We start from the raw sequence: 13,649 nt of genomic DNA, 5'->3' as shown, positions 1-13,649 counted from the left end.
ATTATTTATATTCTTTTAGCTGTTAGATAACATGCACTTTTTAATTCCTGGAGGGAAGCAGATGCTCAAAATCAATGACAAAATTATAAACAAATGGCTCTCGGGTGAAACTAGAGTCCCATCTTATATAACACTAAACGAGGAAGAGTTCACTATTAGGGAAGATCTCGATGACTCATTTGAGGTCATCCTGTCAAACCCAGGAATAAGCATAAAGAGGGTTGGAATAGCAGGGGTTATCATTGATAATGCTTCCAGTATTAAAGTTTCTAGTACTTCCGTTCAGGAGGTCTCGCTAGTTAAAATATTGCCAGCATCAGAGGATGATATTCATTTAGAAATAGAACTCGAACATGTCAAACTCCATAGGGGTTTGACATTACAGGATATTGAAGTCAATACTATTCTATCAGTCAGACGCGCCAAGCTGGGGGACACCCGGCTTGAAAACGTAAAATTGGAAAGTATTTATATAAATGAGCTGGAGGCAGAATCTTTTATACTCGAAGGGGTAGCGGGACCTGAGAATATTGCGAAGGATACATCTAGAATTGAATTTCAGAACTTGTCTGGCAATATCGAGAGAATACGCTTCAAGAATGTTAGGAACTTTTCGCGGATCGTACTTTCCGGAGGGTATAAGAGCAACAACAAGCCAACGGTCAAAGATTTGGAAATCCAAAACGTCAGTGTAGAGGGTATTAGTATAATGGGAGTCTATATCAAAAAGTTTGAAGTGAATAATAGTAGTAAAGTCGGGATTGGTGAACTAAACTTGAGTAACGTTGAAATTGATGAACTAAAGATAACTGGGGGGAGCATGACAGCACTACATATTGAAAATAGTAAAATAGACAAACTTTTGATTGATGTAGATGACATTGAAATGATTTCCTTTGTAAATGTCATTGTGGCTCATACAAATAAAGTGAACACAAAAAATGTGACTGTTACCCTAACTGCCCGCCAGAACGAAATGAAACTTGGCATGCTGGGATTGGGGGTAGACATAAAAACATCAAACTTTAACAATGAGAGGACAAAAAAAGAGGGGCCTTTAATGTGCGATCTTAGAGTAAATTCATTGCAGGGTAATGGAGATTTAATAATTCAACCCAAAACGGACTTTGATAATGTCATTTTGGAAAATCTACAAGTGCGTAATATTAAAATTTACTGTCCAAAGAACACAATCAATCATATTGAACAGTTTAAGTTGAGTGGAGATATTTACTCAGGAAATATAACTGAAGTTTTTGCGGACCTAAAAATTGAAAATATAGATTTTGGGAGGTTTGTGCTCTCCAATGTGGAAGTTGGGAACAAGCTTCAAATTCACAGTTCTGCTCGCAACGTAATTCGAGATAAGTTTTCGATGAAAAAAGTTACCGTGGGAGATGATCTTGAATTATTGAACTATGACATTTGTCCGGGGAAGGATGCGCCTCCCGAGGGTAACATGAGGGGGGATGTGTTTGAGATGTTAAAGGTCTACATTGGCGGTGATGTTATTCTAGAAGTGGATGGTAACTTTGGCTTATCCTCTCGTACACCGGCATGGATACGCAAGATTATTTACGGGGTTGCTAGGCGTAACTATGATGCAAACGGAAATCCTGAGAAGGCAGATAAATATTTTGTCCTGGAAATGAGATCTAGAAGGGAAGACAACAGATGGAAGTCCAGAAATTCAAAGTCTATTAGGAAAAAAATAACCGGAGAATTAGGATACTGGGGAGAGATTATTCTCATTGACATATTCTCCGAATATGGAACCAATTGGAAACGTACTTTTGGCGTTTGGCTCGGTATATGGCTGATGGGAGCTATTTTATATGGAATATATGATCTTTTTGGACTTCTTTCGAGTGAGTCAGTACATAGTATTGTAGGGTACATGTATATTAGCCTTTCAGCGTTAGTGACTTCCGATCCATCTGTTAGATTTTCAACCGGATTCGCCATTTGGACGTATGCCATCGAGATGGGCATTGGAATATACATCTGGACCCAGTTGCTTGCGTTATTTTCTCGTCAGTTTATGAGAGGTGCTTAATTTGAGTCTTTTGTTTTTTGTTTGGTTTCTTGATAATATCACTAAAATCTTACCCAACACCCTTTAAAACCCCTGGCAATTATATCCATCCGGTGAACCAACATGCCATGGAAAGACAAGCTCGGCCTCGTTCACATCTACACCGGAAACGGAAAGGGAAAGACCACCGCCGCCTTTGGCCTGGCCGTCAGGATGCTCGGCTCCGGCGGGAGGGTGATAATCCTCCAGTTCATGAAGGCGCCGGATGTTTACGGCGAGCAGAAGAAGATCGCTGAATGCGGCGCAGTCATAGAGTCCTTCGGCCTGCCCAAGTTCGTCCACGGGGAGCCCGAGCCGGACGACATAGAGGCGGCGAAGAAGGCCCTGACGCGCGCAAAAGAGGTAGTCTCAAGCGGCGAGTGGGATTTAGTCATTCTCGACGAAATCTGCGTTGCCCTCGGTTTCAAAATGCTCGACGTTGAGGAGGTCAAGGAACTCATCAAGAACAAAGCCCCTCACACCGAACTCGTCCTTACCGGCCGCTACTGTCCGGAGGAGCTCTTCGAGCTGGCCGACTACGTGACGGAGATGCGGGAGGTCAAGCACCCCTACCAGAAAGGAATCCTCGCGAGGAGGGGAGTGGAGTTCTGACGTCTCTCCTCCCTTTCGACGTTGACCGAAAAGCTTTTTAGTTAGGAAAGCTTAAGATAATCCGGGAAAGTTTTAGTAACAATTCTTTAGAAAAGGGGGTGATAGAATGAGCGAGCTCATCGGTCAGATCGTGCAGGTTCTCAAGGAGCAGGTCGTTCAGGACACCGTTGTTCCCAGGAACATAAGGCGCGCCGCCGAGCAGGCCATCGAGGCCCTCCTGGACGAGAGCAAGGAGCCGGCCGTCAGGGCCGCCGATGCCATAGCGATCCTTGAGGAGATAAGCGAGGACCCGAACATGCCGATGCACACAAGGACGATCATCTGGGAAGTCCTCGGTGCCCTTGAGCAGGTCAAGTGAGCGTTTTTCTTTTCCCGCTCATTTCCCTGCGTTTCTGGCGTTGCCGTCAGGCTTTTCTGCTCAGATACCAGAGCTTCGCGCTCTCCTCAACGAGTTCTGCCTTGTAGAACGCCTCCCGAAGGGTCTTCCCCACGGTAACTATGCCGTGGTTCGCCATTATCGCCGCGTCCGAGTGGCACACGCTTTCGGCAACGATATCGGCAAGCTCCTGCGTTCCAGCCGGCCTGAACGGGGCTATTGGAATTCTCTTCAGGTAAATCTCGGCCTCGGGGGTTATTATCGGCAGCTCACCCTCCACCAGCGTCGAGGCGACTATGGAGTATGGCGGGTGGAGGTGCGCTATGGCTTTGACGTCCGGCCTCCTCTCGTAAACCGCAAGGTGGAGCCTGTACTCCGACGACGGCCTCACCCCGGAGACCTGCCTTCCGCTCATGTCGATTACGGCGACCTGTTCGACCGTCATGTCGTCCATGACGGCTCCAGTGGCCTTGATGAAGACGAGGTTTCCCTTCCTGATGCTCAGGTTTCCGCCAAACGCCGCGGTAAGCCCCCTCTCGTGGGCCAGCCTGGAGTACTTCACGAGCTGGGTTTTTATGGCCCTGCTCATCATTTCACCACCCTCACGCCGTAGCCGCAGTCCTGGCAGTAGGCCCTCTCACCCTTCCAGGCGAGTTCTCCGCCGCATATTGGGCAGGTGTTGATGTCTCCCTCCTCCTTCCAGCGCTCGTAGGTCTCGCGCTCTATGACCAGGAAGAGCCCCTCTTCATCCTCCTCGAAGTGGCCCAGAGCCGGGTTGCTCTCCAGTTCGAGGGTCTTCTCGTCCACGATTATCGGCTCGATGCCGACGTTGCCCTCGTATTCGAGGTCGTTGGTCGGGAGAATCTCAACCACGAAGGCCCCGAGCTTCCTGTCGTGGTAGGCTATGACCTCCAGGGCGTCGCTGAGCTCACCGCTGGAGGAGATGGCGTCCACTACTACGGTCTCCTCCCTGGGAAATGCCAGGGCTATGACGAACCTGCTCCGGTAGAGGGCCAGTCCGCGGTCGAGGCAGCCCTCCTCGAGGCCAAGGCCCTTCAGCATCTCGCGAAGCTCGTCGCCGCTTGGCAGCTTACCCTCACGTCTTATGAACTCTCCGATTTCCTTTGCGAGCGGCATGGCGAGTGTAACGGGTTCGTAGAGCTTCATGTTCCCACCACTTCAGAGTCGGGAGAAAAATTTATAAACCTACCCGGGGCACTATGGAACGGGCTGACTGTAGGGTCCCGCGGTAGCCTAGCCTGGGAGCGGCGGCGGACTGTAGATCCGCAGGTCCCCGGTTCAAATCCGGGCCGCGGGACCACCAGAATTCTAACAGCCTTTTCTGAGAGCTTCAAACCGTTGGATTTCCCGTCTCTGTGAGCCTTTGCTTCGATTGCTCTGCTTCTTATCCCCTTACAACACGCTGAGTTTGACCCCATCCCCACGAGAAAAAACTTTTTAATCTTTGGCGCCATGTTAAACTTTGGTGTTTAAAAATGGGGAACCGGAGCTTTCTCACCGAGCAGCAGATTAGGATACTCCGCCTGCGAGCGAAGGGGTTGAAGCAGAGCGAGATCGCAGAGATGCTGGGCACTAGCAGGGCCAACATAAGCATCCTCGAGAGGCGCGCCCTCGAGAAGATAGAGAAGGCCAGGAACACCATCCTCCTCTGGGAGCAGATAAACTCCAAGATAAGCGTTGACGTGAGGAAGGGGGAGGACATCTTCAACGTCCCGGAGAGGCTCTTCCGGAAGGCGGACGAGCTTAATGTTAAGGTTCCCTACAGCACCGCCGAGATAATAGCTTTTCTCGTGGAGCACGCCCCGATAAGCGACAGGATAGCGAAGCGCGACTTCACACTCTTCCTTGACGCGAAGGACAGGCTAAGGATAAGCGAATGTCTACTTGAGGACTTCGATAAGGTAGGGAAGCAGGAGTGACGTGAAGACGCCGTTCAGGGCCATTGCCAGGCCGCTCACCGCCCCCGCCAGCTCGTCATCGAGGATTATCCTCGCCGTCCCGAGACCGTGGGAGCTGACTCCCATTGCCAGCCCCCTGGCTATTCTGTCCCTAACCCTCGCCAGGCCGAGAAGCTCCGGGCCGAGGGCGTTCCCCATTATCCCGGTCAGTATCACGAGAACCGCGGTTAGGGCCGGAATGCCGCCTATCTTCTCGCTTATGCCTATAGCTATCGCCGTGGTAACGCTCTTCGGGGCTATGCTGAGGAGGACCTCCTCGCTTCCGCCTAGGAGCTTGGCGATGTAGAAGGCGCTGAGGATGGCGACCGTTCCGCCGACGGCTATCCCGAGCGTTATCTCCTTCGCGTAGGCTTTTATGGTTTCCCTGCCCTTGTAGACCGGAACTGCCAGACTCACAACCGCCGGTCCGAGCAGGAACTTGAATATAACCGCGCTGTCCATGTAGCTCCCGTAGGGGATTCCGAACCACCTGAGGGTGACCGCTATCGTGATTATGGAGAGGAGAACCGGGTTGGTATAGAATGCCCTTTTCCTGGCGTGGAGCTCCGAGAACAGGTAGAAGACAACGAGGGTGAGTGTTATTCCGAGCGGGTTCATTCCTCGCCCCTCCTGAGGAGTTCAACCGTCTTCGCGGTGACGATCAGCGTAACCAGGAAGCTCAGTATCAATGCGACGAATATCGGCACCGCCTGGCTCTTTATGAGGCCGATGTAGGTGACTATCCCCACTCCTGGGGGAACGAACATGACGCTCATGTTCCTGACGAACAGCTCGGCTTCCCCTTCCACCCATTCCAGCCTGATGGCACCCGTGAGGAGCGCCGCCAAGAGGAAGAGCATACCTAGCACGCTCCCAGGGATCGTCAGGTTGAGGGCAAAACTGATGAACTCACCCAGCGCGTAGAAGCCGAAGATTATCGCCAGTCCGCGGTAAGGCCTCATGCTCTAAGCTAGGCGCTCCACCTATAAAAGCCTCCCGAAAGGTCAATAAGGTTCGGGGTCGAGTAAGTGCGGGTGGTTCCATGCTCCTCAGGGACTATAGATTCCCCCCAAGGTACGGCCCCGAGTGGGGCAGCGGTGGAATTTTTGGACTCAAATACCACAACGGAACGCTCTACTTTACGCTGGCCTTCGAGGCCGAGGCCCACTTCGTCAGGGACGGGCGGGAGAAGGTCTACGACTTCACCCTCCTTGGCGAGGCTCCAACCAGCGGCGGCGACACCTACAACGCGGTCGAGACTGTTGACGAGTTCATCTACTTCGGTGGCTGGGTTCACGCGCCGGCGGTTTACCGCGAGGACAGGAGGATACTCTTCCACAACAAGTACTCCCACGTCCACGTCTACGACACCGAGAACGACTCCATAAGGCTGCTCTGGAAGGATTCCATTCACCACGAGACCGACTGGGCCGGCGAGGTGAGCGATATCCTATACGACCCCGCCAACGACAGGCTCCTCATCACGAGGGAGGACGGTCACGCGAACCTGGGTGTGTACGCCGTTGACAGGCTCACCGGGAAGGCCGAGGCCTTGATTCACGAGCCGTCCCTCAAGGGGACGATAGTTCACGATACGGCCTTCTTCGGCATCGGCAGCAACTTCACGGAGGGCCTGAGGGAGATAAGGGCCCTGGACCTGATAGAGGGCAGATGGCAGACCTTCAAGCTTGGTGAGAGCGTCGACGGACGGCCCTACATAAGGCCCGAGTACGGCCCGCTGGCGAGCGCTTACAACAGGGCCTTCGCCTTCGTTCGCGGTGGAATAATCGCAGGAAACCCCTTCATGGGTGAGGACTTCCGCTTTTTCCGTCTCTTCGAGTTCTACACCTTCTACGCCCCCTTCAGGGTGAACGCGATAAACGTCGGGGGAGGCATCCTCACGGCCTACAACGCCCACCACGACGCGGTTTATAGAAGGGACTCAGCCGACGTCGGCATGGAGTGGGCGGCAACGAACACCATAACCGGCCCCAGCGTTCTCCTCTACGTTGCCCCACCGATGGTCAAGATAGTTGGGGCCTTTGGCGCCAGGATCACGAGCATAGAGAAGATGAACGGGAAGCTCCTGGTGGCGACCAACACGGCACCCAACACGGGCGTGACCGAGGCGACGCCCTTCGACACCGGGGCCAGGGACATAGTGGTTCTCGACGAGAGGATAATCCAGGAAAAGCCCCCCGCGGTGAGCTTCTCCCTCCCGCTGGCACTCCCGGGCATGGCGAAGAACCTGGGCGCCGGAACCTTCGGCGGAATCCCGCTGGACGGCTACCGCGAGCCGAGGATGGTTCTCTACCTGAGCGGGAACAACAGGCTGACCGTTCACGAGTACGACCTGGCGCTACCGGCTGGGGAGGCCGTGAGCGAAACCTTCGACGTGGGGGCAGGAAAGAACGTGCTCGACCTGAGCTCATTCAGCGGCATCGTGAGCTTCGAGCTAGAAAAACCGGATATGAGGGGGAAGGTAAGAATAGAGCTCCGCTGAGCCTTCCCCTTTACGATTCCATTCTTCCGAGGAGGTTGTTCCACGAGTAGCTGGATTCTATGAGCTCCCCGACGGTTACGGTCTCCTCCCTCGTTATCTCCGGCTTTAGCTCGCTGAGCTTTTCTAGGAGCTCCGCCCTCGGAAGATCCTCCTCGTCGAATATCACGAAGCCGTTCTTGGCGTAGCCGTTGATGAACGCCCTCCAGACCCTCTCGTCCTTCAGGAGCTCGTACTGTTTGCCCATTGCCCTCTCCCAGTCTATGCTTCCAAATCTGAGGACCAGTTTGGTAAGCCTCTTCTCCGGCTTGACCGTCATTCTACCACCTCACTCCCCGGGGTTTGTCCCGAAGTAGTCCTCTATGTCGATGTACGTCTTCCGGTAAAGCTCGCTGTTCTTCATCCGCTCGACGAACTCCTTGGTTCTGATGTACTTGTCCTTCTGGTACTCCCAGTCTGGGTGCATGGCCTTCCACTCCTCCCAGGTGTAGCTGAACTGGGCCTGCACCTTGTCCCTGTAGAGCTCCGGAATCACGTTGAAGGTACAGAACGGCACTATCCTTCCGTCCGGCATGGCGTAGTGGATGACGCAGCGCTCAACCCTCTCGACGTCGTAGTTGTACTCGTCCATGAAGTGCATCATTCCGAGGAAGAGCGAGTTCATGTGGAACTTTCCGAGGGCGTCGTAGTTTCCGTGCATAAAGGCGTTCTTTATGAGTTCGAGGACGCCGATGCCCTCGGGGGCGTACTTCTCGTCGTAGAAGCTCTTGAACTTCATGAATATCTCCGCTCCGAGCTTGAGCTTCTGGAGCCTTCCTAGGGTCTTCCACTGCTCTATCTCCTCCGCCTTGCTCTCCAAGTACTCGACGAAGCCCTCCACGTCAAGGAACCTTCCTATCGGGACGACCTTCTTGTTCTCCCTGTCAAGGAAGACGTAGGTTGCCGCGCCGCAGCAGTAGTGGCTGGTCATGTAGTAGCGCGAACCCGTGAAGGCCTCGAAAAAGCGCGCTATGTGGCCAGCGATCGGAATCGGGTACCAGTCGTCCATGACTATGGCCCCGTTCGTCTGCTCCTCGATGCGCTTTATGGCGCCCGGTATGGTTATCCTGAAGCGCTGGCGCTCCTTCTTCGGAACCCTGCCGACGAGGGAAATCGGCTGGAAGTTGACACCGCGCACTATATCGAGGTGGTTCAGGCCGAAGTTGATTATCGCGCCGAGCTCGTGGTCGTTGACGTTCCTTATGGTCGTCGGCACGAGGACTATTCCCGGCCCACCGGCCTTTCTCACGTTCTCAAATATGAGCGGAATCTCCCAGTGATTCTTCCAGTTGGTCTGGGGCGTCATTCCATCGTAGCTCAGGTAGAGGACGTTAACCCCGGCCTGCCTCACCGCCTTGACCAGCTCCGGCTCGAAGGCGAGCTTTATTCCGTCCGTGTTGAGCTGGACGTGGTCGTAACCTTCTTCCTTCGCGATTTTGATTATCTCGACGAGGTCCTCCCTGAGGGTCGGCTCGCCGCCGGTCAGCTGGACGGCGTTGGCTCCCACAGGGTACTCCTTCTTGGCGTTGCGGAGCATCATGCGTATCTGCTCGAGGGTGGGCTCGTATATCGGCTGACCCTCCTTGGCGTAGAAGAAGCAGTACCAGCAGCTTAAATTACAGCGGTTGGTGAGCACTATGTTGAGCAAACTGGTGTGCGAGCGGTGCCTCGCGCAGAGACCGCAGTCCAGGGGACAATTGACGCCGGAAGCGTCAACGTTGGCACTCATGAGCTTGAAGTCGAACTTCCACTTCTGAAACCTGTAGTACTGCTCAACATCCTCATAATACACATCGGTTATCATACCCTCGGGACAGCGCTTAGTTATCCACACCTTACCATCCTTTTCCCATACGAGGGCCGGAACGACCCTTCTGGTCTCCGGACAGAGGGAGTACGTTCTGTGCGGCAGCGGCCCACCGTACGCCCTGCTGGCCTTCCTGAGCATCTCCTCGAACTGCTCCTCGCTGATCTCGGGGAACTCGATTATGTCCCTGATCCTCCTAGTTAGCTGGTCGAATTCCTTTTCGCCGCTGGGCACTTCACCAACGCTCTCTGCCATGCTACTCACCTCTCCAACTTTCACCTTTGGTCACTTATCCAATCCACAGGTATAAAAACTTTTGCGTAAATATGAAGATTTTCCTGCATATCTATGCCCCACATCTGGGTAATGGGCTAAGGGTTAAAAGCACGCCGTCAAAATTATCCCGGTGGTGAGATGCCAGCGAGAGAAATGAGGATGGAGATGTTCCTCCGCGCCCTACTCCGGAGGGACTTCACCAAGGCCAAGGCCCACCTGGAGAAGCTCCAGAAGATGGCGGGCTCCGACGAGTGGGGAAGGGGCTACGGAAAGGCCATAAACGGCTTCATGAGCGCCCTCAAGGACAACGACACCGACGCGCTCATAGTCCAGCTCGTAAACGAGCACGACAGGGAGAAGGCCGAAAAGCTCTTGGAACACTTCCAGGGAATACTCGAGCACGAATTCCGCGACGAGTACGAGAAGGGCTACTACACGGCCTGGGTTGAGTTCCTCAACGCCTACCTCGCCCAGAAAACGCTAGCACTCAAGAAATGAGGTGTTTCCATGGGAAAGGAAGAGGCCATGAGAAAGCTCGAGGAACGCATTAGGAACTGCCAGAAATGCCCCCTCGGAAAGCTCAGAACCAACGCCGTCCCTGGCTCAGGGAGCTACGACGCCAAGGTGATGTTCGTCGGCGAAGCGCCCGGTTACTGGGAGGACCAGAAGGGCCTGCCCTTCGTCGGCAGGGCGGGGAAGATACTCGACGAACTCCTGGCCGAGATAGGCCTCAGCAGGGAGGAGGTCTACATAACCAACATAGTCAAGTGCCGCCCGCCGGAGAACCGCGACCCCACGGAGGAGGAAATCAAAGCCTGCTCACCCTACCTCGACAGGCAGATAGACATAATCAGGCCGAAGGTCATAGTCCCCCTCGGAAGGCACTCCATGAGGTACATCCTCGAGAAGTTCGGATTCGAGGCCGAGCCCATAAGCAAGATACACGGAAAAACCTTCGAGGCCCACACGCTCTTCGGAAGATTCGTCATAATGCCGATGTACCACCCGGCCGTTGCCCTCTACAGACCTCCCCTGAAGGAGGAGCTGAGGAAGGATTTCAGGAGGCTTAAAGAGCTGATAGAGGGCCAACCATGAAAGGCCCTTCAATTTTCAAATACTCTTCCGAGTGAGTCGTCCGTATTTAGCGTTTTTTAAGCCTCAAAGCCCCTTTCCTGAAGCTTTTTCTGGGAAAGATTTTTATGGTATTGGTGCGCATTATTGTACCTGAGAGCATGCATTAATGCAGGGATACACCAGTGTTCACCAGAACGCAAGAAATTCGATTCAGATGTATGGAAACGGCCCACGGGATTTTCGAAAACATGTCATTGTGTCAAAAACTTTTCAGGAAACCTTATATTGCACCCAAGGATTCCAAGGCATGATATTTAGGTGGGGGTGAAACTGTGTCGGATTTCGGAGTACTGTCTCTGCTGCCACCCCTGGTGGCTATTATCTTGGCGATATGGACTAAGAGGGTTATCCTGGCTCTGTTCGCCGGTGTCTGGATTGGAGGCGTAATGGTCTCCGGCTGGAACCCGGTGACGGGAACCACCCAAACCCTCGACTGGATAGTCGGCAACGCCATCGATGACTGGAACGTCAAAATACTGCTCTTCGACTTCCTCATCGGTGCGGGCGTGGGACTCATATACAAGTCCGGAGGAGCAATGGCAATAGGCCGCGCCCTGGCGAGCAAGGTGCGCAGCAGCCGCGGCGCCGCGATGATGGGATGGCTCCTCGGTGTGCTCATCTTCTTCGATGATTACACCAACACCATCATCGTCGGTAACACCATGAGGCCCATCACCGACAGGACCCGCGTTTCCCGTGAAATGCTCGCCTACATAGACGACTCGACTGCGGCCCCGGTTGCGGGACTGGCCATAGTCTCGACCTGGATAGGCTACGAGGTCGGTCTCATCGGCGACGCCTTCAAGGACCTCAACGTTGACTACGGCGCCTACGTCGCCTGGATGCACAGCGTTCCCTTCAGGTTCTACTCGATACTTGCGATAATACTGGTCTTCATCGTGGCCTTCACCCACAGGCACTACGGCCCGATGCTCCACGCCGAGTACCGCGCCAGGACCGAGGGCAAAGTCCTCCGCGACGGTGCGAAGCCGCTCATGACCACCGAGGTTGACCTCGGCATGCCGAAGGAGGACGGCAGCGTCCACATATTCATCTGGCCGATACTGACGCTCATCTTCGTCACCCTCTACGGCATGTGGTACACCGGTGGCGGTGGCGCGGCCTACGCTGAGGGCGGCCTCATGGAGGTCCTCGGAAACTCCGACTCGGCACTGGCGCTCCTCTGGGGTTCCTTCGCCATGGTCGTGGTCGCCTTCTTCCTAGTCTTGGCCATGAAGCGCATGACCATCGAGGAGGCCGAGGACGCCATCGTCCGCGGTATGAAGCAGATGGTCATAGCCAACACGATACTGCTCTTGGCCTGGAGTATAAAGAGCGCCACCGACGCCGTCGGGACCGCCCCGTACATCGTCGACCTAGCCAAGAGCGCGGGCGTCACCGGCAGCTGGGTGCCGCTGATAGTGTTCCTCATCGCCATGTTCATCTCGTTCACGACGGGAACGAGCTGGGGAACCTTCAGTATCATGCTGCCCATCGCCATACCGCTCGCCTACGGAGTTACGGGCTACGTCGGCCCGGAGGTCTTCGCTGCCATCGGTGCGGTCTTCGCCGGCGGTATCTTCGGCGACCACTGCTCACCGATCAGCGACACGACCATCATGAGCTCGATGTTCTCCGGTTCGGACCACATAGACCACGTCACAACGCAGGTGCCGTACGCGGTAACGGCCTCGAGCGTCGGCATAATACTCTACCTGCTCTTCGGCTTCGGCGTCCACAGCTGGGCGATACTCCTGCCGCTCGGCTTCATACTCCTCGTCGGCGCCTGGTACGTCCTCAGCGAGTGGTACGGCAAGAAGTACGGTATACCGCACGGAAAGGTCCCGGTGTACGTGGCCGAGGACTGAACCTTTCCTTTTCCCTTTTCTCGCCACTTTTAAAAGGCCAAGGACGCACTTTTCTCGGAGGTGAGAGATTGCTCGTCAGAACCTTCGTTCCGGCCCACATAACGGCGTTCTTCGTTCCCAGATTTCACGATGACCCGCTTAGAGCCGGCTCCCTCGGGGCCGGGGTAAACCTCGACAAGGGCGTCAACGTCTTCGCGAGCATAGAAACCGGCACCCTGGAGAGGCACATACACGTCGCCTTCAACGGCGAGCCGGTTGAGAGGAAAAGGGCGATCATAAGCTACTCCGTCGCGGACGAGCTGGTTCCGGACAACTTTGTGGGTGAGGTTGAAATCTGGCAGTACTTCGACTTCCCGAACGGCCACGGCTTCGGCAACAGTGCCGGCGGTGCCCTGGGGACGGCGTTGGCTTTGAGCTACTCCTTCGGCGGGACGTGGCTCAAAGCTGCCCAGATAGCGCACAAGCACGAGGTCCTCAACAGGGGCGGCCTCGGGGACGTTGTGGGCCAGCTGGCCGGAGGGATAGAGGTTCGCGTTAAAGCAGGTGGTCCGGGCGTTGGCGTCGTTGACAATCTCTTCTTCGAGGATTACCGCGTTCTCGTCGTCCCCCTGGGCAGGCTCTCAACCAGGGAGGTTCTGGACGGCGACGTCGTGGAGGCCATAGAGCGCGAGGGGAAGGAGGCACTTGAGAAGCTCCTCCTGGAACCGAGGCCCGAGAGGATGATGGCCCTCGCGAGGGAATTCGCGGAGAAAACCGGCCTCCTTAGCGGTGAACTCCTTGAGCTGGCGAGGGAACTGGACAAAGTTATTTCCACCCCCAGCTCCATGATAATGCTTGGAAGGGGTCTCTTCGCCCTTCTCCATGAGAACGAGGTGGAGAACGCCATAAGCCTCCTCTCCGACCTCAACCTGCCCTACGACGTGACCGGAATCCACGAGGGCAGGCCGAAGGTTGGCAGGTGGGTTGGCTAAACCCTTTTATCTCCCTACCCCCTAACCCCACTCA

Annotated in this window: 15 protein-coding genes and 1 tRNA gene; 10 read left to right on the top strand and 6 right to left on the bottom strand. The window is 54.7% G+C overall.

The window, feature by feature from the left end:
• Window positions 1-61 precede the first annotated feature (61 nt).
• From CDI07_RS08525 to CDI07_RS08515, 3 genes are all read left to right on the top strand, one after another.
• Window positions 62-2,056, top strand: a complete 1,995-nt coding sequence (locus CDI07_RS08525) for a hypothetical protein (RefSeq protein ID WP_088181213.1) — start codon at window positions 62-64, stop codon at window positions 2,054-2,056.
• A 102-nt stretch (window positions 2,057-2,158) separates the two neighbouring features.
• Window positions 2,159-2,686 (top strand): cob(I)yrinic acid a,c-diamide adenosyltransferase, encoded by a 528-nt coding sequence (gene cobO / locus CDI07_RS08520; protein ID WP_088181212.1) that lies wholly within the window; start codon window positions 2,159-2,161, stop codon window positions 2,684-2,686.
• A 106-nt stretch (window positions 2,687-2,792) separates the two neighbouring features.
• A complete protein-coding gene (locus CDI07_RS08515; protein ID WP_014013138.1) occupies window positions 2,793-3,044 on the top strand; it encodes a UPF0147 family protein in 252 nt (83 codons plus the stop codon).
• Window positions 3,045-3,090: 46 nt separating this feature from the next.
• Here CDI07_RS08515 and CDI07_RS08510 read toward each other — a convergent pair whose 3' ends face one another.
• Window positions 3,091-3,651 carry an aldolase gene (locus CDI07_RS08510; protein ID WP_088181573.1) on the bottom strand — a complete coding sequence of 187 codons (561 nt, stop codon included), beginning with the start codon at window positions 3,649-3,651 and terminating at the stop codon, window positions 3,091-3,093.
• Window positions 3,651-4,229, bottom strand: coding sequence for a hypothetical protein (locus CDI07_RS08505; protein ID WP_088181211.1), 579 nt, complete (start codon window positions 4,227-4,229; stop codon window positions 3,651-3,653). Before CDI07_RS08505 ends, CDI07_RS08510 begins: the two co-directional genes overlap by 1 nt.
• Before the next feature lie 76 nt (window positions 4,230-4,305).
• On the opposite strand from CDI07_RS08505, the gene CDI07_RS08500 reads away from it, so the two are divergent.
• Window positions 4,306-4,383 (top strand) — tRNA-Tyr (locus CDI07_RS08500).
• A 175-nt stretch (window positions 4,384-4,558) separates the two neighbouring features.
• Window positions 4,559-5,002, top strand: a complete 444-nt coding sequence (locus CDI07_RS08495) for a Tfx family DNA-binding protein (RefSeq protein ID WP_088181210.1) — start codon at window positions 4,559-4,561, stop codon at window positions 5,000-5,002.
• On the opposite strand, the gene CDI07_RS08490 is transcribed toward CDI07_RS08495, so the two are convergent.
• Together CDI07_RS08490 and CDI07_RS08485 are read right to left on the bottom strand one after the other, a co-directional pair.
• Window positions 4,964-5,638, bottom strand: a complete 675-nt coding sequence (locus CDI07_RS08490; RefSeq protein WP_088181209.1) for a CidB/LrgB family autolysis modulator — start codon at window positions 5,636-5,638, stop codon at window positions 4,964-4,966. The two genes, CDI07_RS08495 and CDI07_RS08490, sit on opposite strands and share 39 nt — an antisense overlap.
• Window positions 5,635-5,982 carry a CidA/LrgA family protein gene (locus CDI07_RS08485; RefSeq protein WP_088181208.1) on the bottom strand — a complete coding sequence of 116 codons (348 nt, stop codon included), beginning with the start codon at window positions 5,980-5,982 and terminating at the stop codon, window positions 5,635-5,637. Before CDI07_RS08485 ends, CDI07_RS08490 begins: the two co-directional genes overlap by 4 nt.
• Window positions 5,983-6,062: 80 nt before the next feature.
• On the opposite strand from CDI07_RS08485, the gene CDI07_RS08480 reads away from it, so the two are divergent.
• Window positions 6,063-7,523 carry a DUF2139 domain-containing protein gene (locus tag CDI07_RS08480; RefSeq protein WP_088181207.1) on the top strand — a complete coding sequence of 487 codons (1,461 nt, stop codon included), beginning with the start codon at window positions 6,063-6,065 and terminating at the stop codon, window positions 7,521-7,523.
• Window positions 7,524-7,533: 10 nt separating this feature from the next.
• Here CDI07_RS08480 and CDI07_RS08475 read toward each other — a convergent pair whose 3' ends face one another.
• Both CDI07_RS08475 and tes read right to left on the bottom strand, forming a co-directional pair.
• Window positions 7,534-7,839, bottom strand: a complete 306-nt coding sequence (locus tag CDI07_RS08475) for a DUF3213 domain-containing protein (protein ID WP_088181206.1) — start codon at window positions 7,837-7,839, stop codon at window positions 7,534-7,536.
• A gap of 9 nt (window positions 7,840-7,848) precedes the next feature.
• Entirely contained in the window at window positions 7,849-9,621 is a 1,773-nt protein-coding gene (tes, locus tag CDI07_RS08470; protein ID WP_088181205.1) for a tetraether lipid synthase Tes, read from the bottom strand.
• A 159-nt stretch (window positions 9,622-9,780) separates the two neighbouring features.
• Here tes and CDI07_RS08465 point away from each other — a divergent pair, with 159 nt between their 5' ends.
• The 4 genes from CDI07_RS08465 to CDI07_RS08450 all read left to right on the top strand — a co-directional run bounded on the left by CDI07_RS08465 (window position 9,781) and on the right by CDI07_RS08450 (window position 13,615).
• Window positions 9,781-10,140, top strand: coding sequence for a hypothetical protein (locus CDI07_RS08465; RefSeq protein ID WP_088181204.1), 360 nt, complete (start codon window positions 9,781-9,783; stop codon window positions 10,138-10,140).
• Window positions 10,141-10,149: 9 nt separating this feature from the next.
• Window positions 10,150-10,737, top strand: a complete 588-nt coding sequence (udg, locus tag CDI07_RS08460; RefSeq protein ID WP_088181203.1) for a type-4 uracil-DNA glycosylase — start codon at window positions 10,150-10,152, stop codon at window positions 10,735-10,737.
• A gap of 311 nt (window positions 10,738-11,048) precedes the next feature.
• The gene (locus tag CDI07_RS08455; RefSeq protein ID WP_088181202.1) at window positions 11,049-12,644 is read left to right on the top strand and encodes a Na+/H+ antiporter NhaC family protein; all 1,596 of its coding nucleotides are present in this window, start codon (window positions 11,049-11,051) and stop codon (window positions 12,642-12,644) included.
• 68 nt (window positions 12,645-12,712) lie between these two features.
• The gene (locus CDI07_RS08450; RefSeq protein WP_088181201.1) at window positions 12,713-13,615 is read left to right on the top strand and encodes a pantoate kinase; all 903 of its coding nucleotides are present in this window, start codon (window positions 12,713-12,715) and stop codon (window positions 13,613-13,615) included.
• The last annotated feature ends 34 nt before the right edge of the window (window positions 13,616-13,649 follow it).

Source organism: Thermococcus sp. 5-4 (assembly GCF_002197185.1).
Lineage (GTDB): Archaea > Methanobacteriota_B > Thermococci > Thermococcales > Thermococcaceae > Thermococcus > Thermococcus radiotolerans.
This window is presented reverse-complemented; position numbering and strand designations above follow the sequence as displayed.